This is a genomic window from Paenibacillus sp. FSL H7-0918, assembly GCF_038007025.1.
GTDB classification, from domain to species: domain Bacteria; phylum Bacillota; class Bacilli; order Paenibacillales; family Paenibacillaceae; genus Paenibacillus_AQ; species Paenibacillus_AQ odorifer.
Genome location: NZ_JBBOWJ010000004.1, coordinates 287,107 through 312,624, shown reverse-complemented (window position 1 = coordinate 312,624; position 25,518 = coordinate 287,107). Strand labels below are relative to the sequence as shown.

The 25,518-nt window shown below is 43.5% G+C and carries 26 protein-coding genes; 17 read left to right on the top strand and 9 right to left on the bottom strand.

What is annotated here, in order from left to right; translation table 11 throughout:
• Positions 1–848 precede the first annotated feature (848 nt).
• From MHI15_RS26365 to MHI15_RS26355, 3 genes are read right to left on the bottom strand one after another with little or no spacing between them, the layout of a single operon-like run.
• A complete protein-coding gene (locus tag MHI15_RS26365) occupies positions 849–1,532 on the bottom strand; it encodes a hypothetical protein (RefSeq protein WP_341165084.1) in 684 nt (227 codons plus the stop codon).
• Positions 1,532–2,422: an ABC transporter ATP-binding protein gene (locus tag MHI15_RS26360; protein ID WP_341165083.1), complete on the bottom strand. Its 891-nt coding sequence runs from the start codon at positions 2,420–2,422 to the stop codon at positions 1,532–1,534. The genes MHI15_RS26365 and MHI15_RS26360 overlap by 1 nt, the downstream gene beginning before the upstream one ends.
• The gene (locus MHI15_RS26355) at positions 2,419–2,790 is read right to left on the bottom strand and encodes a GntR family transcriptional regulator (protein ID WP_036689422.1); all 372 of its coding nucleotides are present in this window, start codon (positions 2,788–2,790) and stop codon (positions 2,419–2,421) included. Before MHI15_RS26355 ends, MHI15_RS26360 begins: the two co-directional genes overlap by 4 nt.
• A 199-nt stretch (positions 2,791–2,989) precedes the next feature.
• Here MHI15_RS26355 and MHI15_RS26350 point away from each other — a divergent pair, with 199 nt between their 5' ends.
• Positions 2,990–3,799, top strand: a complete 810-nt coding sequence (locus tag MHI15_RS26350; protein WP_076277471.1) for a class I SAM-dependent methyltransferase — start codon at positions 2,990–2,992, stop codon at positions 3,797–3,799.
• Here MHI15_RS26350 and MHI15_RS26345 read toward each other — a convergent pair.
• Positions 3,791–5,038: a S8 family peptidase gene (locus MHI15_RS26345; RefSeq protein ID WP_076129970.1), complete on the bottom strand. Its 1,248-nt coding sequence runs from the start codon at positions 5,036–5,038 to the stop codon at positions 3,791–3,793. The two genes, MHI15_RS26350 and MHI15_RS26345, sit on opposite strands and share 9 nt — an antisense overlap.
• 166 nt (positions 5,039–5,204) lie before the next feature.
• Here MHI15_RS26345 and MHI15_RS26340 point away from each other — a divergent pair, with 166 nt between their 5' ends.
• The 11 genes from MHI15_RS26340 (at position 5,205) to MHI15_RS26290 (ending at position 13,747) form a co-directional block, all read left to right on the top strand.
• The gene (locus MHI15_RS26340; protein WP_076133586.1) at positions 5,205–5,576 is read left to right on the top strand and encodes a hypothetical protein; all 372 of its coding nucleotides are present in this window, start codon (positions 5,205–5,207) and stop codon (positions 5,574–5,576) included.
• Positions 5,577–5,772: 196 nt separating this feature from the next.
• On the top strand, positions 5,773–6,474 hold the full coding sequence (locus MHI15_RS26335) for a hypothetical protein (RefSeq protein ID WP_076129972.1): 702 nt from the start codon (positions 5,773–5,775) through the stop codon (positions 6,472–6,474).
• 25 nt (positions 6,475–6,499) lie between these two features.
• Entirely contained in the window at positions 6,500–7,051 is a 552-nt protein-coding gene (locus tag MHI15_RS26330; protein ID WP_076280935.1) for a GNAT family N-acetyltransferase, read from the top strand.
• A gap of 232 nt (positions 7,052–7,283) precedes the next feature.
• On the top strand, positions 7,284–8,321 hold the full coding sequence (locus MHI15_RS26325; protein ID WP_081386282.1) for an ABC transporter substrate-binding protein: 1,038 nt from the start codon (positions 7,284–7,286) through the stop codon (positions 8,319–8,321).
• A 16-nt stretch (positions 8,322–8,337) separates the two neighbouring features.
• Positions 8,338–9,327 carry a FecCD family ABC transporter permease gene (locus MHI15_RS26320; protein WP_051491618.1) on the top strand — a complete coding sequence of 330 codons (990 nt, stop codon included), beginning with the start codon at positions 8,338–8,340 and terminating at the stop codon, positions 9,325–9,327.
• Between the two features lies 1 nt (position 9,328).
• Positions 9,329–10,108, top strand: a complete 780-nt coding sequence (locus tag MHI15_RS26315; protein WP_076186450.1) for an ABC transporter ATP-binding protein — start codon at positions 9,329–9,331, stop codon at positions 10,106–10,108.
• Positions 10,109–10,152: 44 nt separating this feature from the next.
• On the top strand, positions 10,153–10,680 hold the full coding sequence (locus MHI15_RS26310; protein WP_076219470.1) for a HugZ family pyridoxamine 5'-phosphate oxidase: 528 nt from the start codon (positions 10,153–10,155) through the stop codon (positions 10,678–10,680).
• Positions 10,681–10,683: 3 nt separating this feature from the next.
• Positions 10,684–11,109 carry a DinB family protein gene (locus tag MHI15_RS26305; protein WP_076280933.1) on the top strand — a complete coding sequence of 142 codons (426 nt, stop codon included), beginning with the start codon at positions 10,684–10,686 and terminating at the stop codon, positions 11,107–11,109.
• 186 nt (positions 11,110–11,295) lie between these two features.
• Positions 11,296–11,703 (top strand): MerR family DNA-binding transcriptional regulator, encoded by a 408-nt coding sequence (locus tag MHI15_RS26300; protein WP_076280932.1) that lies wholly within the window; start codon positions 11,296–11,298, stop codon positions 11,701–11,703.
• 68 nt (positions 11,704–11,771) lie between these two features.
• Complete coding sequence (locus MHI15_RS26295; protein WP_341165082.1) at positions 11,772–12,701, top strand: alpha/beta hydrolase; 930 nt, start codon at positions 11,772–11,774, stop codon at positions 12,699–12,701.
• A gap of 455 nt (positions 12,702–13,156) precedes the next feature.
• Positions 13,157–13,747: a TetR family transcriptional regulator gene (locus MHI15_RS26290; protein WP_076186459.1), complete on the top strand. Its 591-nt coding sequence runs from the start codon at positions 13,157–13,159 to the stop codon at positions 13,745–13,747.
• A gap of 24 nt (positions 13,748–13,771) precedes the next feature.
• Here MHI15_RS26290 and MHI15_RS26285 read toward each other — a convergent pair whose 3' ends face one another.
• The gene (locus tag MHI15_RS26285; protein WP_341165081.1) at positions 13,772–14,209 is read right to left on the bottom strand and encodes a hypothetical protein; all 438 of its coding nucleotides are present in this window, start codon (positions 14,207–14,209) and stop codon (positions 13,772–13,774) included.
• 104 nt (positions 14,210–14,313) lie between these two features.
• Between MHI15_RS26285 and MHI15_RS26280 the strand changes: the two genes are divergently transcribed.
• From MHI15_RS26280 to MHI15_RS26270, 3 genes are all read left to right on the top strand, one after another.
• Positions 14,314–15,057 (top strand): SDR family oxidoreductase, encoded by a 744-nt coding sequence (locus MHI15_RS26280; RefSeq protein WP_076301191.1) that lies wholly within the window; start codon positions 14,314–14,316, stop codon positions 15,055–15,057.
• An 82-nt stretch (positions 15,058–15,139) separates the two neighbouring features.
• Positions 15,140–16,225: a glycerol dehydrogenase gene (locus tag MHI15_RS26275; protein WP_076309882.1), complete on the top strand. Its 1,086-nt coding sequence runs from the start codon at positions 15,140–15,142 to the stop codon at positions 16,223–16,225.
• Positions 16,226–16,330: 105 nt separating this feature from the next.
• Positions 16,331–17,191: a divergent polysaccharide deacetylase family protein gene (locus tag MHI15_RS26270; RefSeq protein ID WP_081388374.1), complete on the top strand. Its 861-nt coding sequence runs from the start codon at positions 16,331–16,333 to the stop codon at positions 17,189–17,191.
• Here the strand turns inward: MHI15_RS26270 and MHI15_RS26265 are convergent.
• Entirely contained in the window at positions 17,178–17,930 is a 753-nt protein-coding gene (locus MHI15_RS26265) for an N-acetylmuramoyl-L-alanine amidase (RefSeq protein ID WP_341165080.1), read from the bottom strand. The two genes, MHI15_RS26270 and MHI15_RS26265, sit on opposite strands and share 14 nt — an antisense overlap.
• A 183-nt stretch (positions 17,931–18,113) precedes the next feature.
• Between MHI15_RS26265 and MHI15_RS26260 the strand changes: the two genes are divergently transcribed.
• A complete protein-coding gene (locus MHI15_RS26260; RefSeq protein WP_036689445.1) occupies positions 18,114–18,302 on the top strand; it encodes a YqzE family protein in 189 nt (62 codons plus the stop codon).
• Between the two features lie 74 nt (positions 18,303–18,376).
• On the opposite strand, the gene MHI15_RS26255 is transcribed toward MHI15_RS26260, so the two are convergent.
• The 3 genes from MHI15_RS26255 to MHI15_RS26245 form a co-directional block, all read right to left on the bottom strand.
• Positions 18,377–19,399, bottom strand: coding sequence for a hypothetical protein (locus MHI15_RS26255; RefSeq protein WP_076195020.1), 1,023 nt, complete (start codon positions 19,397–19,399; stop codon positions 18,377–18,379).
• Between the two features lie 157 nt (positions 19,400–19,556).
• Positions 19,557–20,621 (bottom strand): YqhG family protein, encoded by a 1,065-nt coding sequence (locus MHI15_RS26250; RefSeq protein ID WP_076280308.1) that lies wholly within the window; start codon positions 20,619–20,621, stop codon positions 19,557–19,559.
• The gene (locus MHI15_RS26245; protein WP_340034297.1) at positions 20,618–22,363 is read right to left on the bottom strand and encodes a DEAD/DEAH box helicase; all 1,746 of its coding nucleotides are present in this window, start codon (positions 22,361–22,363) and stop codon (positions 20,618–20,620) included. Before MHI15_RS26245 ends, MHI15_RS26250 begins: the two co-directional genes overlap by 4 nt.
• A 404-nt stretch (positions 22,364–22,767) precedes the next feature.
• On the opposite strand from MHI15_RS26245, the gene MHI15_RS26240 reads away from it, so the two are divergent.
• Positions 22,768–25,407 (top strand): adenosylcobalamin-dependent ribonucleoside-diphosphate reductase, encoded by a 2,640-nt coding sequence (locus MHI15_RS26240; protein ID WP_438357154.1) that lies wholly within the window; start codon positions 22,768–22,770, stop codon positions 25,405–25,407.
• Positions 25,408–25,518 lie beyond the last annotated feature (111 nt).

Below are 25,518 nucleotides of genomic sequence, written 5' to 3'. Positions count from 1 at the left end.
CTCTAAAGCCACGAATAAGATTAGCTGGGTCCGATAGAATCCAATATGCTCGAATGCTAGAAATAAGGTCAGCTAGCGTCTTTCCACGCGCAGATTGGGGAAAGACTAATTAGTGTTTTGCTTCTACGTTACTCGCCCCGCGGAGTCATCATCATCACCTGATGCTAAAGGACTCAGATGAAGCTATTTGCGCATTTATCACCTTTTGAGCGTAGCATCGGACCCCAGTGCAGCTATAGCATGGAAAAAGGATCACAATTGGCGTTTTTTATGCCAATAGCGACTGTGGGGTCCGAAAGGAATCTAAATGTGCTCTAAAGCTGCAAATAAGGTCAGCTGGGTCCGATTGAATCCAAATGTGTTCTAAAAACACGAATAAGATCAGCTGGGTCCGATAGAAAACCACATGTGCTCTAAGTTACGAATAAGGTCAGCGGAGTCCGATAGTGTCTTTCCACGCGCAGATTGGGGAAATACTAATTAGTGTTTTACCTCTACGTTACTCGCCCTGTGTAGTCATCATCACCTGAGGCTAAAGGACCCAGATGAAGCTATTTGCTCATTTATCGCCTTTTGAGCGTAGTATCGGACCCCAGCGCAGCTATTGCATGGAAAAAGGATCACAATTGGCGTTTTTTATGCCAATAGCGACTGTAGGGTCCGATAGGAATCCAAATGTGCTCTAAAGCCACAAATAAGATCAGCTGGGTCCGATAGCACCATCGCACGCGCAACTATGCTCGAATCCAATAAAGTTTGTTGTCTAGATCAAAGTCTAAGACACGAAAGAAAACAGGTGCACCCGGCATGGCTTTTGGGACACACCTGTTTTTTTACAGGATAATGAATTACACTGTTGCTCTACGCAGCATCAAAAACGATAAAAGAGCGTACACAACTGTCAAAGGCATGGACCACAAAGCAAGTTCAAATGCGGTATATCCAGCAAACCAGTTGAAGAGGTCTACCCACCACTGATTATAGGTCATTAATAATACACCGAGACTGCACAGGATAAACATAGCCCCTGAGAAAATGAACAAACCGCTTCGGCCAAATCTCCGGAAGATGCTGGATATCATTAGCCCCAGAAAAAACATATTAAGAAAGAGCACAAAATACATCCACAGCTGTTCCATGGCATTACCATCATTTAAAAAGGGCAAATGAAAATAATGTAGTTCCAAACCCCAGCCACCCGTGAGCCTGCTTTCAATGATTGCGAGCAGGTAGAGGAGAATTGAGTAGGTGGCGCTAGTTATAATAGCCATTAAGGAAGTGCCTATGAAATAATCCGTTCTTCGTTGGCTTAAGCCCAGAGCAAAAGGGAAGGTCTGCACCAAAATGAGTATACCGGTGATTAACATATAAATGAAGATAGAGACGAGACCGCCGGTATAGATTGGTTCTTGGATGAAAGAAGCGACGATGACATTTACCAAGAAGCTGGATAACAAGATTACCCAAGGCATATACAACCATAACCACTTATCTCTGAAATGCATTTTTATCATGCCTGCCGTAGGATTCATTACACGGTCACTTCCTTTCCTAGAGATTTTTTATTTGTGAGATGAACGATTAATTGCTGTAAAGATATAGGTGAGATTTCTAAGCCTAACTTATCAGCATGTGCGTGATCTTTCGCGTTGAAACCGATAATGGTGGCCGTAAGCAATCCGCCAAAAGACTCGCGGGAAATGACTTGTTTGCCGGCGATAAAATCTTCGATCTTCGCTGTCGCGCCGATTACCGTAACAGCTTGCCCGCGAAGGGCTTCAGCATCTTCGTTAATAATTAGCTTGCCGTTGTCGATGACGATAACATGCTCTAAAAGCTGACTTACCTCATCGATCAAATGGGTGGACAAAACAACTGTGCGTGGATTTTCAGCATAATCTTCAATTAGGCGATCGTAAAACAGGCTTCTAGCTACAGCATCAAGTCCTAAATAGGGTTCGTCAAAAATGGTAAGCGGAGCACGGCTGGCTAGACCTACTACAATTCCTACAGCCGAGAGCATACCTCGGGATAGCTTTTTTATTCTTCTTTTTAATGGCAGATTGAAATCCTTGATTAAAGAGTGAGCATATTCCCGATCAAAGTTTGGAAAAAATAATTCGGATACCTCCAGTACATCGATGATTCGGTACGTGTCCGGATACCTTTGGCTTTCCTTAATGAAGCAAATCTGCCTGAGAACCCGGTTATTCTCGTACGGATGTTCACCAAATACGTTCAGGACACCACTTGTGGGGAAAAGCTGAGCTGTGATCATATGCATTATTGTGGTTTTTCCTGCACCGTTTCTGCCGAGAAGCCCGTATATCTTGTTTTTCTCCAAAGAAAAACTGAGTTCATGGATGGCAGTGACATTTCCGTATGACTTAGTCAATCCTTTGATTTCAACAACTTCATTCATGACTTGTTGTCTCCCCTCTGAATCATAATTGTTAATTGATCCAACGTAATTCCTAATTTTTCAGCTTCACGGATCATGGTTACTACATACTGTTCATAAAATTGTTCTTTTCTCTTCTCCATCAATACTGCACGCGCTCCAGAAGCTACAAACATACCGATTCCTCGTTTTTTGTACAATATCCCTTGATCCACAAGCAAATTCACACCTTTCGCAGCTGTAGCCGGATTGATCTGGTAGAAAACAGCAAACTGATTTGTCGAAGGAACTTGTGATTCCTCCAGCAGTGTTTCTTCGATGATGTCATTTTCTATTCGTTCGGCGATCTGCATAAATATCGGTCGTGTATCATCCATTAAGTTTCCCATGTATTCACCGCCAACTTCATTGGTTAGTTAGTTATGTAATTAACCATATATGCAAAGAAGTTAATTGTCAATATTTTTAATTATTTTGGGCTGTATCCACATAAATAAAGGCTGCCCAGAATGCTCTGGATAGCCTTTTATTTGCACAACATATCTGCTATGATTTTGTCCTTGGTAAAAAAGAAGGGGGAGTTCAGCTATGAATGATTATGGTCCGGATCTGTTCAAAGATACTGCAAGCTATTACACCAGATATCGCCCGCTATATCCGTCCTCACTGATTCGATATCTAGTGGATAAATTCTCACTTCATGGAGAAGGCCGGTTGCTGGACTTAGGCTGTGGTACTGGGCAGTTAGCGCTAAGGTTCACGGATTGGTTCGAAGAAATCATTGGCGTAGATACTGAACTAGAGATGCTAGATGAAGCAAAGCTGTTATCACAGTACAACAGGGTTGAGAATGTTAGCTGGCAACAGGGGAGAGCGGAAGAACTATCGAATGACTGGGGTTCCTTTCGTCTCATCATGATGGCTAAGGCGTTTCACTGGATGGACCGAGAATCCATACTTGAAGTTCTCTATCATAGTTTAGATGATAACGGTGGTATTGCTGTAATTGATACTTTTAATGAACAACAAGAACCGTTACCATGGCAACAAAAGGTAGAGGAAGTAGTGAAACGCTGGTTGGGTGACGAAAGAATAGCCGGAAAAAGTACATATAAACATCCCCAAGAAAGACATGAGGATGTTGTAAAGCGATCCAGTTTTAAAGACGTTAAAAGACAGGTATTACCGAGTTATTCCATCACTTGGACTGTTGATTCGATACTAGGAAATTTGTATTCTACGTCTTATGCTTCTAAGCGATTATTTAGAGATAACTTAGAACGTTTTGAAGATGATATGAAATCAGCTTTATTAGAAATAGAACCTACAGGTGTATTTACAGAGGACCTGTCGGTTTCCGTCATTACTGCCTTTAAAAAAGAAGCGGATTTACGATAAAAACCGCGCATTGATCTCACCGCATCCTGCTGTGTTAGGACTTAGTTTAAGGCGATACGTGTTCTTTTTTAGTATGGATTTTACTTGCTTAGGCGTAAGAGAAGGGTTCTTCTGGAGTAATTGCGCGATCACACCCGAGACGATAGGTGTTGAGACACTGGTACCGGACAGCACAAAGTAATCTTTAGCTATCCGCAAATAAGGAAGCTCGCGATCCAGCTTGGATCGTGGAGCACGAAGGGAGATGATCGTCTCGCCTGGAGCAACGAGATCTGGTTTCTTCCTTCCTCCCGGTGCGGGTCCGCGACTGGAGAACCAAGTGATTCGGTCGTCCGCTTGTGTGAGCGTGCGACGGTCATCCACTGCACCGACAGTAATTGCTGAAGGACTAATCCCTGGAGATTCAATCGTACTGCGTCCCGGGCCGCTGTTTCCAGCAGCTATTACAACGTTAAGTCCGGCTTTAATTGCTTTTTCTACAGCTTGGCAGAGTGGATCATCTGAACAAGGAAGATTCACCTTACCCCCGAATGACATCGAAAGAATACGAAGATTAAGTCTTCTCCGATTCGCAATACACCATTCAATTCCTTTAATGATTGTGGAGTCATATCCATCGCCATTTTTATCTAGTACTTTGACACCTACTATCCCTGCCTCTGGAGCAGGGCTTTTGTATTTTCCTTTACTCATCCATCCGTTGCCTGCTGCATCCCCTGCGATATGAGTTCCATGGCCGTTATCGTCATAGGGCTGTTTTCTATGATTGATAAAATCTTTAAAAGCAACTATACGGTTAACAGGGCGAAACAGGTCAGGGTGCCGATACACCCCTGTATCAAGAATGGCAATGTTGATGCCTTTTCCGGTAAGCCCCTTTTTCTTTTGGGCGGTTGTAGAACCAATGGATGGTGTCGCTATATTAAGGGATGTTTTTTTGACTTGATCCAAATAAATCTTTTCGATTCCATCCCAGCGGCACATCCGGTTCAGGCAGTTCTTTGAAACTTTGGATGATATCGAATTGAGCAGGTGAAGATGATGTCTGATCGGAAGGTCGTGGGATTTTAAATGCTTTTGTAAAGACTGTAGCTGGGCTGTAGTTATTTTTTGTTTGAATTTAATGATAACTGGAATGGTATTCGCTTTATGCCCTGGAAGATAGGAACGTTGAACTCTTTTTCTCAAGGAATGGTGCATTTTCGAATGATATTGCTCTAGCCATTTTTGACCGTTCATTAGTAATGAATCACCTCTTGAAGGTATTATATGCACTGCAGAGCTAGTGGACACGAAACTATGAAACTAGGGTTTAACATATTTTCAGATTTGTAGGTGAAAGAGAGGTCAAACCTTACGATTCTTGCATTTACTAACGTATCCTAAAAAGAAAGTGGTGAAATAAATGGCAATGATTAAAAAACCAGTTAACAAGAAAGCAGTTATGGCTAGCAAAGTTCTCGCGGCTAAAAAAGCGAAAGCAGCTCCTACAAGAAAGAAACGTAGAATTAGACAGACTCTGGATAGATTTATTGTTGTTGCTATTGGTACAAATGCAACGGGTACACCTAAAGATACTACGGGGTGGACAGCTTCATTGAGAGCTGGAACTACAACAGTTACTGCTGATTTTGACGAATTTGGTGTAGTTAGATTTCCAACAATTAGTACCTTAACATCGGTACCTTATCTTCTCACTTTGAGAGATGAGAGTGGAGCTACTATAAGAAGTTTTAACGTTCCCGCAGACCGCGAATTTTTTGTGGCTAGATTCTAGTTTGGACAAGCCAGGTCAAGTAAACAGCATGCGTCGATTTTATATCGATGCATGCTGTTTTTTTATTTTTCTAACTTTGATTCAAGTGAGTGATTTGTTACAGACAAACAGAATGGGGGGATGCCATACTTTCAGCATCATAATTTTGGGAATATAGTACAAAAATGGACAATATATAAGGCGGGTGAGAGGTTTTGTGAAAGAAAAAGGGAATATATCAGGTATTCAATATTTTTTATTAGGACTGCTTATATTTTTAATGTTAGGAATGGATATGTTCATCATGGGATTAGATCAATGGTTATGGGGGGATTTGTTTAATATAGACGACTTTTTTGTCAGCCCTTGGTACGTACTAGTTGTTCATTGGAGCATAGTTACCCTATTGTGGGCAGTAGGAGCTATGATGTTTCTACTTTGGTTCAGGAAGAGGAAGTTGATTGGACCGGTTATATCTTTGTGTTGGAGCTCTAAGGTCATTCCTTTGTTAATTGTAGCTTTTATATCAAGCTTTTTGTTCGCTGTGTTGGAATTTTGGATTAATGGGGAGAGCATTCCACAGATTTATAGGGAATATGAAAACTTCAAGTTAGAACATGGTTTTATGGGCATATGGGTTGCCTTGGTTCAAAACATATATTACATTGTGGAAGCTGTACTAGTTGTACTATTGGTTGCGCTAATGCAGCGTGCAGGAGAAGTATGGTTTAAGAATCCTTCTCTTCCTTATGGGGGAATAGGTTTAATGCTGACTTGGGGATTAGGTCATTTGACGCATGGTCTGCAAAGCGGCTTGTATATTACTGCTTTTTCTTTGGTATTTGGCTGGCTGTTTGTGAAAGCGGGCAAGCAGTGGTGGCCAAGTTTTCTGTTTATCTGGCTTGTATTTGTTTTATAATATTTAGTTTAACGGGGGGACACCATTGTACAATTCAGAGAAGAGAACAATTACTACGGAAAGATTGATTTTAAGACCTTTTGCATTGTCTGATGCACAGCGTGTCAGTGAGCTCTGCAATAATTATAATGTTTACAAAAGTACATTAACTCTACCTTATCCATACCCTATTGATTGTGCATTATCATGGATTGAAACACATGAAGTTGAGTTCAATAATGATAATTCATATGAATTCGCTATTACTGATAAAAATACAAACGAACTGTATGGTGCTATAGGTTTGAGAAATAACCGGACACACAGAAATGGCGAGCTTGGATATTGGATAGGCGAGGAACACTGGGGTAATGGATATGCTACAGAAGCAACAAAAGCGGTCATTAATTTTGCTTTTACAGAAAAACATTATCACAAAGTGTACGCCAGATTCTTTGCTTCAAATCCTGGTTCGGGACGAGTTATGCAAAAATCTGGCATGCTGAAAGAAGGCGTTTTGTTACAGCATATTTATAAAGAGAATGAGTTTGTAGACCTTATTCATTATGGGATATTAAATACGGGAGTTACTAACTAACGCTTGGATTTCATGCACCACTATTTGAAGTCACGCCCATAGGGCGTGGCTTTTTTATTAGAAATGCTAGTTGGCTTCAACGGACAATAATGAAATTCCTTCTTATTTAAAATTAAAATAAAATTCTTGACACTTCTCATTGATAACGATTATCATAGGAATCGATGAGTGAAAATGAAAATCATTATCACTACATGGGACGTATAAATATACATATTTGGAGGGATAGATTTTGAAAAAAATATTAGTACTACTGGTTATTGCAGCGCTTACGGCAATGACTGCATGTTCGTCTACAAATACAGCGGACAATCCAAAAAATGAAGCGGTAACGAATACAACTGCTAATGAATCGAAAGAAGCAAATGCAGCAAAAACAACAGAAGTAGCAAATACAGCGGAAGCTGCCGGCAAGGTGTACAGTCTGGAGAATGATGGTGTGGATGAAGCGTTGTTCAACGAAGCGTTAAGCCAATTCCCAGCCAAAGTACCGGAGCGTATTGTAACAACTTCTGTACCGTTAACAGAAATGCTTTATTTGCTCGGCATAACACCGGTAGGTGTACCAACTTCAACGAATCCAATCCCTGCTGATTTCGAAACAATTGATCGTATTGGATCACCTATGGCGCCGGATCTGGAGGTAGTAACCAAACTCGAACCGGACTTGCTGCTGGGAGCGGAATCTCTTCGCAGCACGTTGGACAAATCGCTAGAAGGAATCGACCTACAAAAAGCATATTTGAGAACAGAATCATTCGAGGATCTAAAGCTTAGTCTCAAAGTATTAGGCACTTATTTTAATAAAAAAGATGAAATGAATGCTGCTTTAACAAAGATTTTGAACAAAGAAAATGAGCTGAGTCAATTAGCCGAAGGCAAAGAACTGCCAAGCGTGCTGCTAGTAATCGGAACCGCAGATTCCTTTATGGTTATGAGTGAGAAATCTTATTTAGGTAGCTTGGTTAAAAAGCTTGGTGCTGATAACATCGCAACTTCTGTATTGCAAGTTACTGACACTTACTCACCTATCAATATGGAGAACATTGTAGCCGCTGATCCAGACATCATTCTCGTACTCGCTTCAGGCGATCACGGAGCGACTGAGGATAAGTTCAAAAAAGAAATAGAGAAAAATGAAACTTGGACAAAGCTTTCGGCTTATGCAAATAACAAAATCAACATTCTAGATTACAGCGTATTCGGTGTCACTTCGATTATTAACGCGGAGACAGCCTTAACCGAAATTGCAAAATACTTCTATGAATAATTAAAGGAGACAGCAAGTGATAAATACATCTCGTAGCAGAATTATTGTTATTGTAACGTTAGCACTTGCGCTCGTTGCCGCTATAATTGCGATTGGACTAGGCTCAGTATACATTCCTATACCAGACATCCTAAGCACGATCTTTGGTTCAGCGGCAAAAGCGGTGAATGCGACCATCATATGGGATATTCGTTTGCCGCGTGTATTACTGGCGATGATCATTGGGGCAAATATCGCGGTTTCGGGTGCTCTTCTGCAAGCCGTGATGGGCAACCCACTTGCTGATCCAGGATTGACCGGTGTAACGAGTGGAGCGGCTGCATGTGTGCTTGTCATTATGCTTGCAGCCCCACAATATACGGAGTTCATTCCAATTGCGGCTTTTGTGGGTGGACTAATTGCTGCAGGGATTGTATATGCATTAGCGTGGAGAAGAACCGGTATTTCGCCCATCACTATTATTTTATCAGGAGTTGCTGTGAATGCTCTTTGCGGGGGATTAATAGGACTCCTGACCATCATGTACAGCGACAGACTTCCGGCAGCGGTCCAATGGTTAAACGGCAGTCTGGCTGCTAAAGGGAACAATGCCTTGATGATGGTTTTCCCGTATGCCATAGCAGGCTGGATCTTATCCTTTTTCGCGATCCGCAAGGCGAATATTATACGTTTAGGGGATCAGGTAGCTTCGAATTTAGGTGAAAATGTGGACCGAATTCGTATTCTACTTTCCTTGCTGGCAGTATTTCTAGCGGCTATCTCTGTAGCGGCTATTGGGATGATTGGCTTTGTAGGGCTTGTTGTGCCACATATGGCTCGATTGTTGGTGGGTTCAGACTATAAATTTCTTTTGCCGATGAGTATGGGACTTGGTGCATTGGTATTGTTGATAGCAGATACAGGTGGACGTACCCTATTTGCACCTTTAGATATTCCTGCGGGTATCCTTATGGCGGTGATCGGTGGACCTTATTTTCTATACCTGATGAGAAAGAAGGCGTTCTAACATGTTTACTGTCGATTCTATTTCGATTCGGTATGAGCAGAAAAACATTATTAACAACTTCTCTTTTTCCGTAAAAAAGGGTGAAATCGTCTCGATTATAGGACCAAACGGCTCAGGTAAATCTACATTGCTTAAGGCGGTATCACGGCTAATTCCATATCATACGGGTGCGGTCACACTCGAGGGTACGGATCTAAAGTCTATGACTGCCAAACAAGTCGCTCGAAAAATGTGTATGCTGAGCCAGAAGAACCAAGCACCTAATGATATGACTGTGATCGATCTCGTCTCCTATGGAAGGTATCCACATAAAAAATGGTTCGAAAAATTAAATCATAAGGATATGGACATTGTCGACTGGGCACTGGAGAAGACACATTTAAAGGATTATAAGGATCGAGCCGTTTCCTCGTTATCCGGTGGTGAATCACAGCGTGCTTGGATTGCTATGGCCTTGGCGCAGCGTCCTTTGGTTATGTTGCTTGACGAACCGACCACTTACTTGGATATTTCGCATCAGCATGAAGTTCTTGAGTTAGTACGTGAGCTAAATCAAGACATGGGGATGACCGTCGTGATGGTGTTGCATGACCTCAATCAAGCCTCTACCTATAGTGATAGTATTGTTGTGGTGCAGGCGGGTGAAAAAGCGATGTATGGGACACCAAATGAAGTTATGACAACCGATATGATCCGGGATATATACCGAATGGATGCCGAAGTTCAATATGTTCCTACAGAGACGAAACCTCGTATTCATTTGCTAAGTACCGTTCGCTAGATTCGTGGCTAGATTACATAACCTATTAATGGAGGGATTTTATAATGAAGAAGCCTGTAGATGTTGAAAAAAATAAAGAAAACTATTTGCAATTTATTGCGAATCGTAAAAATCTGATTTTGAGCTTGATTGATGACGAAGGAAAACCTTTTATCAGCTATGCTCCTTTTATTAAGCATGAAGGCAAGCTGTATATCTACATTAGTAAGATCGCCGAGCATTACAGATATATGGAAAATAACGATTTTGTAGATGCGCTTCTAATTGCAGATGAGTCTGCGACGAATAATAAATTTGCAACGGAACGTGTGCGGTGGAATTGCACATCAAGCAATATCGGGAATGACGGGCATGAGGAGATCTTTGAATTGTTTAATGCTGATCATGGGGCGGCAATGGTGAATTTGCTGCGTGGATTGGATTTTTCATTGTTTGAATTGACCCCTCTCCAAGGGCGTTATGTTGTTGGTTTTGGCTTGGCCTTTGACATCGACGTAGATGCGAACCTGTTCAACCATGTGGTGATCGACAAGAAAAAAGACGAAGAAGCCACTGTACAAGGGAGCAAATAATCTATGACTTTCACTTCAGTGTTGCCAATCTGGCAAGCGGTGCAAACGCGATTTCATAAAATCGTGAAGGCTTTGCCGGAAGAAGATCTTAACCTTAAGCTAGGGAACTCTACAATTGGGGGATTAATTCAGCATAATGCAGAAGTTGAGTTTATGTTCGCAGAGTGGTTTTTTGGAAAACCTAATCCTCAAGGCGACAAGGCGGCATATTCTACATTGAATGAACTCGTTGATCTGCTGACTGTTTCCAATGAGAATCTAACTGCTGCGATGCAGGAGCTTCCGGAAGAAGCGTGGCATGTGAGTGTGGAGTCGGCTTTTGGCACATCTACACCGCTTGAAGCGATAGGCAGACTTATGTATCATACAGGCATTCATGCCGGACAGATTTCGCTTATACAGAAAAATGCAGTTCGAAGTGAAGTATAGTGAATTGGGAAATGATTGATGAGAAAACGGCAGAAATGTCGTTTTTTTTGTGCGTAAATAAGGAGTTTTTAAAAAGGAGTTTGGGTAGTTGTTGACGTTCTTTTGATGTCCCTTTGATGTCCTTTTGATGTCCTCTGCAGTCTCTGGATTTGGTATAATGTAGGGGATTCTAAGGGGGCGCTGATTATGACAGAGTACTTGCGAGGCCAAATTGCCAAAATGGCGAATGTGAATATGGAGACGTTAAGATATTATGAAGAGCTCGGATTAATTAGCACTCCCTTACGTTCGGAAGCTGGTTATCGTCTTTATTCGGATGAGGTGTTTAGCCGCCTTGTTTTTATACATAATGCTAAACTGTGTGGTTTCACTTTAAAGGAAATCAAGAAGGCACTCACTAAATCTGAAAGCAGCGGCATTAGTATAGCTGATTTTGTAACTGTTGTGGATAAGAAAATGGATCGAGTTCGTGGCGAAATTGCAAAACAGGAAATAAAACTAACAGCCCTCGCAGATTTGAGGAAAAATTTGTTAGCCACAGATAAACATCCAGGCGTACAGTCCACGCTCGAAATCCTAAAAATGGATTTTTAACTTGACCTTGTAGTCTCCTACAGCCTTTACAATCTGAGTTGAAAAAAATTGTAGGAGGGATTTACGAGATGGAAAAGATAAGTACAGAGCAGCTTGCAGCGATCAAAGATTATTTGCGACAAAGCAACCGATGGGATAGCAAGTCTATCGGGCAAATACGGCAGGAGATGGATGCGACGGCTGCGAACATGCCCAGTCCTACGGATGTTATCGTCGAGCGGGTCATGATTGGACCCTTAAGCGGAGAGTGGATTATTCCTATGAATTCTGCTCTACTCGCTGATGAAGTGATCCTTTATTTCCATGGTGGGGGTTTTATTTCGGGGACTTGTGAATTTTATCGGGATCTGGTTACACGAATTGCAAAATCTAGTGGCACGAAGATCCTAATCATTGAATATCGCTTGGCACCAGAGTTTACTTATCCGGCTGCTAATGAAGATTGTATAGACGCTTATCTGTGGCTGCTCGCGAATGGATATTCTGCCGGGAATGTCGTGCTTGGAGGGGATTCTGTTGGAGCCAGCCTTGCGCTGATGACGTTGATTACTATACGGGATGCGGGTGGGGAATTGCCGGCGGGTGCTTTTTTAATCTCGCCGCATACAGATCTCATCCATTTGGATGGTGAATCGTATCTGAGTCGAGCGGAGTTTGATCCAACAGGCAGCTTAGACGGAAATAAACGAATAATTGATGTTTATCTAGGTGCTCGGATAGAACTAGCTCCTATATTATCTCCCTTAAGGTTGGATTTGCAGGGATTACCTGATTTACTTGTTCAAGTAGGCGACCACGAGGTATTGTTAAGTGATGCAACGAGGTTGGCTGAACGAGCACAAGCTGCGGATGTTCATGTAGAACTGGAAATATGGGAGAACATGTGGAGTGTCTTTCACTTTTTAGCTTATATGCTGCCAGAGGCGCAGCAAGCGATTGCGAATGTCGGTAAGTTTGTTAGGACGAGGTTAGATCGGATTGAGCAAAAAAGCAGCTGATATTCCTCGCCTTCTTGAGAGATCAAGGAGGTTTTTTGGTGAAATCGTTAGGTTGGCAGAAGGTGGATTGCTAGATACTAGGCTTCTTCATCGTAACGGACCGTATTGCAGCTATTTGCTCAATTTAGCGTGTTTGGCTAACTTTTCGGACTGCATAGCTCTTATTAGCACATTAGAATGCCGAAAAGGTGGGAAATTGGGTGAATAGCTGCATTGGAGTCCGATAGCATGGCGAATTACGGTGATTTCTGAAAATAAGGGCTCCTCAGTCCGAATTCATGTAGTACGGGGGCTACAGAGAATAAGATACTAAACTGGGACTTAAGTTTAATAATTGGGTGCGAGTATATACTGATAATGATTTAACGAATGACAAAGTGGTAATATTGTCAGTTCGTTTTTGAACATAATATGCTATGATAATTACCACCAGAGATAGAGCGAGGGGAATACATATGTCGAATGATCTTCCATTATCAAAAGAAAACATTTTGGACGCGGCTGAACAAGTGCTCCGGCGTTTTGGCCCGGACAAGACTTCTGTTGTAGATGTAGCGAAGGTGCTTAAAGTAAGTCATGGTACGTTGTATAGACATTTTTCCAGTAAATCTGCTTTGCGAGAAGCCGTAACCGAAAGATGGTTGCAGTATAATATTTCAGAGCCTTTAAAGAATATTTCAGAGCATTTTGATGGGAATGCCAAAGAACAGCTCCGATTATGGATGGATACGCTGATTCGTAGTAAACGCACCTATGCTGTGGATGATGCCGAAATGTTTGCTATGTACGCAGCTGTAACTTTAGAAGCGGTGGATATGATTACCCTACACGTAGATCAATTAATTGGGCAAATCGCAGGCATTATTGAAAAAGGCATACAATCCAAAGAGTATAGAGTGGTGGAACCAGTGGTAACGGCTAGAGCAATTTTTAATGCTACTTCGCGGTATCATCATCCAGCACATGCTATAGAGTGGCAGTCGGCTACGATTGATCAGGATTTCGCCTCCGTTTGGGATTTGATTATTTCCGGGATTTCTTTGTAACATCTACTTAAAACCTTCTGAGACTCAGGAGGTTTTTTTGTGTCTTAAAGAGGTATAAATCCCGTGGATTTGATTGAATTGAGCGACTAACGGCGAATGAGAGGTATAAATCCCGTAGATTTGATTAATTAAGCGATTTGCTAGCAGATGAACGGTATAAATCCCGTAGATCAGGCTGAGTGGAGCGACTAGCAGCAGATGAACGGTATAAATCCCGTAGATTAGTCTGAATCGAGCGACTTGCAGTAAATGAGCGGTATAAATCCCGCAGATTAGTCTGAATTGAGCGACTTGCAGCAAATGAACGGTATAAATCCCGTAGATTAGGCTGAATCGAGCGACTAGCAGCAGATGAACGGTATAAATCCCGCAGATTAGTCTGAATTGAGCGACTTGCAGCAAATGAACGGTATAAATCCCGTAATTAGGCTGAATCGAGTAACTGTTGTGAAATATGTGCAAAAATAAATTCAAATGACAAATATTAAAAAATGTCACTTGTAATTTGTAATTGATCGATTTATAATCAGACCAACAAGAAGGACAAAGTGATAGGAGGAGTAATTATGAATCAGAATTTAGCTGGAAAAGTAGCATTAGTAACAGGTGCATCGAGAGGCATGGGCCGGGAGATTGCGGAGAACTTGGCACAACAGGGTGCGAAGGTGGTCGTTAACTATTCGAGTAACCCCGGCAAAGCCGAGGAAGTCGTAACCGGTATTAAACAAAAGGGTGGAGAGGCCGTCGCTATTCGCGCAGACATCAGCCAGGTGGCAGAACTTGAACAATTATTCCAAACCACATTAGAAGCCTATGGACAACTCGACATTCTCGTCAACAACGCCGGGATTATGATTACGAAGCCGATACTAAATATGACGGAAGAAGATTTCGACAAGCAGTTTGCGATAAATGTAAAAGGCACCTTTTTTGCTTGCCAGCAAGCAGCTAAATATATGAATGATAACGGACGGATTATCAATTTTTCTACTTCCGTTACGGGTCAAATGTTCCCGACCTACAGCGTCTATGCAGGAACTAAGGGAGCAGTGGAACAAATCACTCGTCAGCTGGCCAAAGAATTTGGACGAAAAGGAATCACTATCAATGCTGTTTCACCTGGACCTGTGAATACGGAGTTATTTACCGTAGGGAAATCAGCGGAAGAGATTGCGACCGTGGGGAATATGAATTCCTTTGGACGTTTAGGCGAGCCTGAGGATATCTCAAGCATTGTGTTGTTCTTAGCCAGTAAAGAATCACAGTGGGTTACAGGGCAAACGATCCGTGTGAATGGTGGATTCATTTAAGCTGGTGGTTAAAGGGATCTTTTTAATAGCTGAATGTGGTTAATCCTTCTAATATGAATGTAAATAAAAGGAGGAGTGAACCATGACGCAGATCATCTGCTCACCGACTAAATATATACAAGGACATGGTGAAATTCGTAAGCTGGGAGATTATTGTTTGCAGCTTGGAGCGACAAGAGCTTATGCCATTATTGATCCTTATATTTTCTCTGTGTACAAAAATGAGATCACATACAGTTTTGAAATGAACGAAATGCCGCTAGTGATGTGTGAATTCAAGGGCGAGTGTAGTCGTAATCAGGTTAATGAGATAGTTGCAGCACTTGGCTTGAAGGATGCGGAAGTCATTATAGGGATTGGTGGTGGCAAAACTTTAGATACGGCAAAAGCAGTAAGCCACATGAGTAACCTCCCGGTAGTTATTGTACCCACAGTGGCTTCAACGGATGCACCTTGCAGTGCTTTATCAGTGTTGTATACGGATGAGGGAGACTTTGACTGTTATCTTCCACTAAAAAGAAATCCCGATCTGGTTATCGTAGACGTCGATATCATTGCTAAAGCTCCTGCAAGATTGCTTGTTGCTGGAATGGGTGATGCTTTGTCCACTTTTTACGAAGCAAGAGCTTGTCGAGAATCTGGGGCTATTACACATGCAGGTGGGACTAGCACAATTGCAGCCCTTTCACTAGCTCGTGCCTGTCTGGATACGCTTCTTGCAGAGGGTGAAACGGCATTAAAAGATGTTAAGCAAGGCATCACCTCTCCTGCGGTGGAACATATCATTGAAGCCAATATTTACTTGAGTGGCATTGGGTTTGAAAGTGGAGGACTTGCTGCGGCGCATGCGATTCATAATGGATTGACGCTGCATGAGGAATGCAGGAATACTCTTCATGGTGAAAAGGTTGCTTTTGCTACGATCATTCAGCTTGTACTGGAGAAAGCACCATATGAAGAGATTGATCAGGTGATTGGTTTCTGCAAAAAAATCGGTCTTCCCGTTACTCTCAACGATCTTGGAATTACCAGTAAGGATATTGATCCATTGATGATGGTGGCGGAAGCTAGCTGTTCTGAGGATAGCCCCATCTGGAATATGCCCTTTGAAGTTCAAGCTGTGGATGTGCTGGAAGCAATTCTTGCCGCAGACGCGCGGGGACAATAGAAAAAGCCCGATTGTAAATTATTGCGAACCCTCCCCGTACATATTTAACCTTCGTGAACCAAACAATGAGAATAATTGTTTAAGACGAAGGAGGCGTTCCTCTTGATGAAGGACAGTCGAAAGTTTAATCGTTATTTACTAATTTGGATTGCTGTTGCTGCTCTAATGGTTACTTTAATCGCTCCCATGGCACCGTCTGTTTCAGCTGCCGAGTCCAGAGACAACCCTACAAACACACCAAGTGAAGAGAAGACATCTCAACGTAATAAGGTCGTAATTATTATTGACGATTTCGGCAATGGCATGAAGGGGACGGATGAAATGTTTTCGCTGCCAATAAAGCTTACTGTGGCGGTTATGCCCTTTTTGCCTACATCTGTGAAGGACGCCACACGTGCGCATGAACGCGGAGATGATGTTCTGGTCCATTTGCCGATGGAGCCCCGCCAAGGGAATCCTAAATGGCTTGGACCCGGAGCTATTCTGGCTAAGATGTCTGATGAAGAAGTGCGTCAAAAGGTGGAAGCCGCGCTCGATAATGTGCCTTATGCTATCGGTATAAACAACCATATGGGCTCTAAGATTACCGGGGACGAACGGATTATGGGTGTGATTTTAGCCGTCTGCAAAGAGCGGGGATTGTTTTTTGTGGACAGTAAGACCAACTACCGTTCTGTTGCTGGTAATATGGCTTATCGAATGGGGCTGCCGCGCGTAGAGAACCATATCTTTTTGGATGATACACATACAGCTAATCATGTGCTGAAACAAATGGGTCTCGTAAATAATCTGGCGAAGGATCAACGATTCTGCGTAACCATTGGTCATGTTGGTGTATATGGAAAAGAAACCGCCGCAGGCATCCGCAGCGGTGTGGAGCAAATAAAAGATGATGTTGAATTTATAGGCATATCTGATCTCGTTAAAAACGAAATGAAATGGAACTCGAATCCTACACTTCCATAAGATAAGCTACTATGCCGCCAGCAATTGCTTCAGCAATTTCTTGTTGCCCTTTAGGGGTGCATAGCTTTTCGCGATCTGTCGGACTGCTTACAAAACCCGCCTCAACAATTACGGTTGTGGCGGTTATTTTGTTGAGTAAATAAAAAGGTTTACCTGGTCTTGTCTCAGCCTGGATATTATAGAGACTGTTTAATTGTTGCTGAATGGTCTGGGCAAGAATAAAGCTGCGGCCTTCTTGGCGATATAATACAAGTGGTCCATGCTTGGATGGTGAAGGTGCCCAGTTAACATGGATGCTGACCACTACAGTAGCTGGTAATGTCTCAGCCAGCTCTTTACGCTGAGCAAGGTCGCGCAGATGCCGGGATTTACTGCGCAGCCAGCGGTTCTCATCGCTTGGGGCGTAATCTCCATTACGATTTAAGGCAACGTCAAATCCATCGCTGCGCAGCAGCAGAAATAATCGGCGTGAGATATCTAATGTAATATCCTTCTCAAGAATGTTGCCGTAGGAAGTTCCTCCGTCGATCCCCCCATGTCCTGCATCAATTAAGATCATCCGGTGGCCGTGGCTTAAGAGATGCTGACGTTCATCATTCACTACGGGTTTGGATGGAGTTGCAGTAGCATATGCACTCCCCATAAACAGCATTAGAAGTCCAACTGTGGTTAAAGTAATACGTAAGCCGCATATTGCAGCTGCTGTCTTGGAATAAGCTTTATTTCTCGCATTGTTCAAATGAACTCCTCCTTGCATGTGAATAACCTCGTGCCCTAGATTCTTTGTTATATTGTGCTTTTATAGGTAAACCTATTCGAACAATTCGAGACAAGAGTTTAGATATATGCTCGGTGGTGCACACTAAGAGCATGGAACGACGCTGGCTATCTTAATTCACTTACAATGTAGGAGGTGTTACAAATGGCTTCCGGCGGCGATGAGCTTGTAAAGTATATCACTGAGAAGGTAGTTGTTTATATCGAGGATCCGCGTGCCATTCATGCTCGTAGAGCGGCTACAAAGCAGCCGTGGTCACAGAAATGGTTCGGTATGCTTCCGCTTGGTTGGTCGATCTGGCGAAGCAAATGGAGCCACAGTGACAAGGATTGAATTTCACAGATAACAAATAACAAATAACCTTCCAGTGCCTAATAAGGGTGGCAGCGGAAGGTTATTTGTTATGTTTAGTTATAGATATTTCTGTCGGGCAGCTTGTGCAGTGTTCCTATAGCTTGCAAGGCAGTGAGTGGCAAATACCGTCTTCCTTCTGGCCCTGATGCTGCGTAAACGGTAGGCATGTTGTTTATTGCTTTTGTTTTATTCGAAGCAGGCAACCAGTTTTGATAACCTGTAATCATAAAAGGTGCCCCTACGATATCATTTCGGCCAGCGGCTTGATAAGCAATACTTTCCTTGGGACGAATCAGTGCGGCGATATTGTCTCCACCTACAGCAAGCAGTTTTGGGGAGGTCAACCACATGATATCTTTATAAGGATCATCTGTTCCCCCGCTTTGATAGGCCGAAAGCGGAGACAAATCAGTAGTTAGGTTAGTGATTACATCCGTTTCTGTCTGCTGTCCTTTAAGCACTTCTTCCGCTTTACTTAGCGTCCACGGTAAAACTTGCGGCACGGAAGCATTGATAAATATTGTCTTATCGTCAATGACGATTTTCCATACGGGTAGAAGTGGTGCATATAAGGCTGTGAGTTTTATTTTTCCGGTATAAGATGAAGGTATAAGTCCTTCCTGCACCAAAAATTGGCGCAGTTCTAATAAACTATAGGGGAGTCCGTAAGTGCCAGCTCCATATTCGCTAAGCATATAACCACCTTGATCCGTAGCGGAAATGATCATGTAGCCGATCCGCTGTTCACCTTTCATAACGTTGACAAGCCAGCTATGAGTACCTGGACCCAGAGGATAATATTCTATTCCTGCGTCCTTCCAGGCTGTAAATGGAGCTTCTGCTGCGAGCTTGTTCAGTGTACTCTTGGCAAATTCTTGGACCGTACCGGGTGAAGGTAAGATATCCATCTGCAGTACAGGTATCAAATCCTGTGTGACTGAATCAACTACACTTACTCTGGAAGCGGCAAGCGCAGAGGAGGAACCGGAGCTCGTTGCGATGAGTCCGATGCATAGAAGCAGGAGGAAGCAGCTTTGACCTGCAAGAAGCAGCCTCCGTCGTACACTTATTTTCATGGCGTCGTTCACCTTTCTTTGTTATGAAATATCAGAAAGTAAAAAGCTTCCTTTTTATTGTAGAGGACAAGCTATAAAAAGGCTGTTGCTTGCTGTCGCGCCGGAAGGCGGAAGTTCTCTTGTTTTTTTGCCTGCTTTTAGCGAGTAGGGTCGCATTCTATAGGCTCCGCAGATGAAACAGTCCATAGGTTACCGCAGAAACTGCGATTTGCGGCTCATATTGCCAAATGGTCTCTTGTCGACGCCGATTATACTGCTCTTGAGTCACTAGGCGTTTTTCTTCGTCAGGCTCCTTCAGCAGCTCTCCATAATAGACATCAATGATGTCCAGTTCAACCCTTAGCCGCTCACGTGCCTGTTCTGCCCAAGTGTAGTCCAATTCGGCTAACTGAGCGGTAAGATGAGTTTCCAATAAGTCGGTAGCGGCTGCTACTGTCATTTCATAAGGCTGGATATGCACATTTTCCGGCAAGCGTGGCATCATCTCTTTTGTGGAAACTTTTGCATTAAAGTCATCAATGATGGTTCCCTTTGTTAGGGAGATGCCAAGATAATGGAGTTCTTCACGTTTCAAATCGCAGCTCATCTCCACTTTATAGCAGACACTAAGCCATGGCTCGTAAGCGGCAGAGAACAGCGTGTTTCGCTGCCTGCTGCCCGGGTCCTCAAATAAGTAAAGGCATTTCCCTTCGTCCCGAGCGGCGTTCCAAATCTGTTGCAATCGCTTGCTTCCGTAAATAATATCCTCTCTGCGGATCATTCCTGGCCCAATTCGTGGGAGTGCCGGCACAATGCCGAAGTAGCGGGCTAGGATACTTTCCTCCGGGTCAGTAGATGGAGCATTCACTGCTTCTGAGCCCGGGGAGGCGGATTCGAGTAAGTCAGTGCTGGCCTCTGCATCGTTTGTTACACCTGTATTTAGGCTTCCGGTGACAACTTGATTCAAAATGCCAGCACTACGATTTGCAATGGGGGTAACCTCTACTGCAGCTTGACTGTCGTATTTTTCCGGATCAAAAACAAAGGTGAAAGAAAGGGTCTCAGGATCTACACCTGTGCGCTCCACGAATCCCCAATAATACGGCCGGTCGGTGAGCATTTTGTCAGCTCTAGGTGATAATTTCACAGTTACGTGAAGGGGCGAAGCCTCAATGATGGAGCATTCAGTGGCTTCAAGATAGTCCATCACATGCTTGCGTACTTCCTGTGCGGTGAGGGTCATGTCGCAGTCCCACTTTCTTTTTTAATACCCTGTGTCAATTCACTGAGGGATTCACCAATATGGTCCAGCTCATGCCGCAATTCTTCGTCGGAGCGGGATTCGAGCATGATTTTGTATAAACTTTTCTCCAGCGATTCCTTCTTTTCAAAACGTTCCAGGATTACATCCAGCCCGCCAATCACCATTTCAAACATATTGATTTTTTCATGCAGCAGATGCAGGATATGTTCTTCAATCGTGCCTTGCGTAGACAAGTTGTAGATCACTACGTCATTTTCTTGCCCTAACCGATGGACACGTCCGATACGTTGCTCCACGCGCATGGGATTCCAGGGCAGATCAAAGTTGATCATATGGTGGCAAAATTGCAGGTTAATTCCTTCACCACCGGCTTCCGTTGCAATCATAACTTGAGCGCGGCCGCGGAAAAGATCCATCATCCAATCTTTTTTCCCACGGTTCATTCCGCCGGAATAAGAGACACACATCAGCCCATGTTCACGGAAATATTGTAGTAAATACTCTTGAGTTGCGCGATATTCCGTGAAAACGATGACCTTTTCATTCATTTCTTGAATGAGGGCTAAGGTTGTTTCAGCTTTAGTGTTTGTTTTAACGGTACGGAGGGTCTGTAGCAGCTCCATCATCCGGTCTCTTTTTGGGGAATCCGCAGGCAGCTTTTTGATCAAATTAACTAAAGTGATAAAGACGGCATCCCGGCTGCTGCACACCTCACGTTGAAGGGTTACCAGAGAAAGCATACTGCTAAGATTGCCGCCGGATTCCTGATACTGGTCTTTGACAAAGGAAGTAACACTGTTATACAAATCTTTTTCTTCTTGGGAGAGAACTAAGGGAATATTACGGACTTTTCGTTTCGTGAAATTAACAGGACCTTCACCACGGCGATTGCGGATCATGACCTTCGAAAGCTCGTCCCGCAGTTGACCTTCATTCTTGGGCTGGCGTTTATCAACCACGAAATTCGAGGCAAAATCGCCCTGATTTCCAAGTTGCCCCGGCTTCAGTATAGTGATCAGATTAAAGAGTTCGCCCAGATCATTCTGAACGGGAGTCGCGGTGAGCAGCAGGCAATATTTTTTGCGTAATTGCTGTACAAATAGATAATTGGTCGATTTTTTATTCTTCAGCTTGTGAGCTTCATCAATGATCAACATATCGTATTCATTTTCCAGCAAGATTTCCTTATGCGGATCTCGTTTGGCGGTATCCATCGATGCGACGACTATGGCGTTGCCCCACGAATAGGCTTTTTTCTGAGCGACAGCAGTGATGCCAAATTTCGCATTCAGCTCACGAACCCATTGCAATACTAGAGAAGCAGGTACGAGAATAAGCACTTTGGAGACAAGACCGCGTACGAGATATTCTTTGAGCACCAGTCCTGCTTCAATGGTCTTGCCCAGTCCAACCTCATCTGCAAGAATCGCGCGGCCTGACATTTCGAACAGAACCTTATGCGCTGTATCCAGCTGATGGGGAAGAGGGGACAAGCCGGATAAATGCTTCATACATTGCAGCTCATCGAAGCTCGTTACTAGACCTGTTTCCTCTCCTTGTACGGCAAGCTTAGATAAACGGTAGTCTCCCCATGGGCCGCCCTTTTCCAATTTGAGCTCCAGATCTTGCAACCAATTCCGGTCAAAAGAAAGAGGAACAGGCAGTATCGGCGCGGGTGTTCCCCCTTGCTGGGATAGAGAATTACGGAATAATTGCGTCATAATGCAGCCTCCTCAAGCTCGGATTTATATCACCATTCGTAAGAGTAGTATGCTCGTAAACGAGAGAATTCATAACCTCCTATTTTTCACGATAGCCTTTAAAAAAGAGAGCAAGAGCGAGAAAAAGCAGCAACGTTTGCGATAATTCGGCAACTTGACTCTATTTTCGAATAAGACCTTCGATACAATATGTGGTATAGTTTAAAAGCTGACGCACACAATATATTGTGACAAAAGCTTGAAAATGTATTTTTTATAGAGTGCTTAGCTGGTATTTGTTATTGACAAGATGAGCTTCCTACATACACCTGTTAAGCAGTGGAGGATGGTAAGGGAGTTTTTGTTGTGGGCCCATACCTTGGACCGGAAACTAATATCTACTACACATGCGGGAGGTTTTTTTATTGAGTAAAGTGGAACGTAAGCAACGCCTTGAAGGGCTAAGTGAAAAAATATTTTTGGATCGTTATGCTTGGAAGGATGCAGACAGCAACAATGCTAAAGTAGGCGACGTTGTATTGGTGCTGACCAAAGATGATCCGAAGTTTCCAACTAAGGAAGTCGGAGAAATTGTGGAGCGCAGTGGTCGAATCGTAACTGTAAAGACACGCAGCGGTGAGTTTGTGAAATCGGATGTTGAAAAGTTGACCCTTAATATAGAAAAAACTCCTGAGGAAATGTGGGACCGTCTATCCACAGCGATGGCTTCTGTAGAGAAGACACCTGAGCTTCAAGCAGAATGGGCGGGCAAATTCCGTTCAATTCTGGATGATTGGAAGCTTGTGCCGGGTGGACGTATTGCGGCTGGTGCAGGTGCTAGTGAAGAATTAACATTGTTCAACTGTTATGTAATCCCTTCTCCAAAAGACAGCCGTGGCGGCATCATGCAGACATTGTCTGAAATGACGGAGATTATGGCCCGTGGTGGCGGTGTGGGCATTAACCTGTCTTCATTGCGTCCTCGTCGTGCGATTGTTAGAGGGGTTAATGGTTCATCCAGTGGTTCCGTATCTTGGGGCGGTTTGTTTAGTTATACTACGGGGCTTATTGAGCAAGGCGGCAGCCGTCGTGGCGCGCTCATGTTGATGATTAATGACTGGCATCCCGATGTTGAGGACTTCATTACCGTGAAGCAAACGATGGGCCAAGTCACTAATGCTAACCTTTCGGTATGTGTGAGCAATGGTTTTATGAAGGCTGTAAAAGAAGATCTGGACTGGGATCTCGTATTCCCGGATACAACCGATCCTGAATATAACGAAATATGGGATGGCGATCTCGACAAGTGGAAAGCTGCCGGCAAAAACGTTATCCATTATCGCACCGTAAAAGCGCGTGACGTGTGGCGTACGATCATTGAATCGGCATGGAAATCCGCTGAGCCAGGCGTCGTGTTCATGGAATACTATAACCAGATGTCTAACAGCTGGTATTTCAACCCGATTATTTGTACGAATCCTTGTGGAGAGCAAGGCCTGCCAGGCTGGGGAGTCTGCAATCTGTCTGCGGTGAACCTGTCCAAGTTCTACGATGAGAAAAATCATGATGTAGATTGGGAAGATCTTGCGACTACAACCCGTTATTCGGTCCGTTTTCTGGACAATGTAATTGATAAAACACCTTATCATTTCCCGGAAAATGAAGCGAACCAGAAAAAGGAACGCCGCGTGGGTCTCGGAACCATGGGATTGGCGGAGCTGATGATTAAATTGAACATCCGTTACGGCAGCCCGGAATCGTTGGAGTTTCTGGACAAGCTATACGGCTTTATGGCTCGTGAAGCCTACCTTGCTTCGGCAGAAATTGCTGGAGAGAAGGGTTCCTTCCTAGCTTTTGATACTGAGAAATATCTAATGAGCGGCTTTATGAAAAATATAGTCGAAGCGTATCCAGAGGTTGGCGAAGCGATTCGTGAACATGGTATGCGTAACGTTACAGTGATTACACAAGCACCTACAGGTAGTACAGGTACAATGGTAGGTACTTCTACGGGAATTGAGCCTTATTTTGCCTTTAAATATTTCCGTCAAAGTCGTCTTGGCTATGATGAACAGTTTGTTCCAATCGCTCAAGAGTGGCTGGAAGCTCATCCGGGTGAAGAGCTGCCGGACTACTTTGTAACTTCGATGGATCTGTCAGCTAAAGATCATATCCGTGCGCAAGCAGCGATCCAACGCTGGGTAGATAGCTCTATTTCCAAAACAGCGAACTGCCCGTCTGACTTTACGGTTGAGGAGACGGCTGAGCTATATGAAATGGCCTTTGATCTAGGATGTAAGGGTGTTACGATCTACCGCGATGGAAGTCGTGATGTTCAAGTTCTGGAAACCACGAAGAAGGAAGACAAAAAAGAAGCTGCTACGGTTGCAGCAGAGGAAGCTACAACTACTGTAGAAGCAAGTACAAGTGTTGTAGCAGCAAGTCCAGCGCCTCAAGTGACTACAAAAGAGGCGGATAAACAATACAAAAAACGTCCGCAGGTTCTGCGCGGCGCTACCTATAAAATCAACACACCATTTGGGATGGCATATATTACGATCAATGATCTTGATGGAATACCGGCTGAAATCTTCCTGAATGTAGGTAAAGCGGGTTCTGACGTCTTTGCTATGGCTGAAGCATTAGGCCGTGTATGCTCCTTGTTCCTCCGTTACGGAGATCATGGTGAGAAAGTGGAGCTGTTGATTAAACATCTGAAAGGCATTGGCGGATCAGGAGCTATCGGCTTCGGCGCGAACCGGGTTGAATCCATTGCTGACGCTGTAGCTAAGGCACTGGAATCACATGTGCTGAACAATGCTCATGATGATCATGTACCTGCTCCGATTGCGGCAACTTTGGAGCTGGAGGATTTCAATGAAGCATTAAATGCGGAGTTGAAATCGAGCGTTCCGTCAGCTACGGAAGATGGACATGGTGGTCATCATGGACATAACCATGCTACGGCTTCCCGTGACCTTTGCCCATCCTGCGGCAGCGCCTCGCTGATTAATATTGAGGGCTGTAAGACTTGTGGCAATTGCGGGTATAGTCGTTGCGGGTAAACGGTAGAGCCAATAGGTGTTTTATGGGAAATGTGATTTTTCATTTTAAATGAGAAATGGTTCATTTAAAGCGATAAAAATTCGTTTTAAAAGAGAAAAATCTCAGTCATT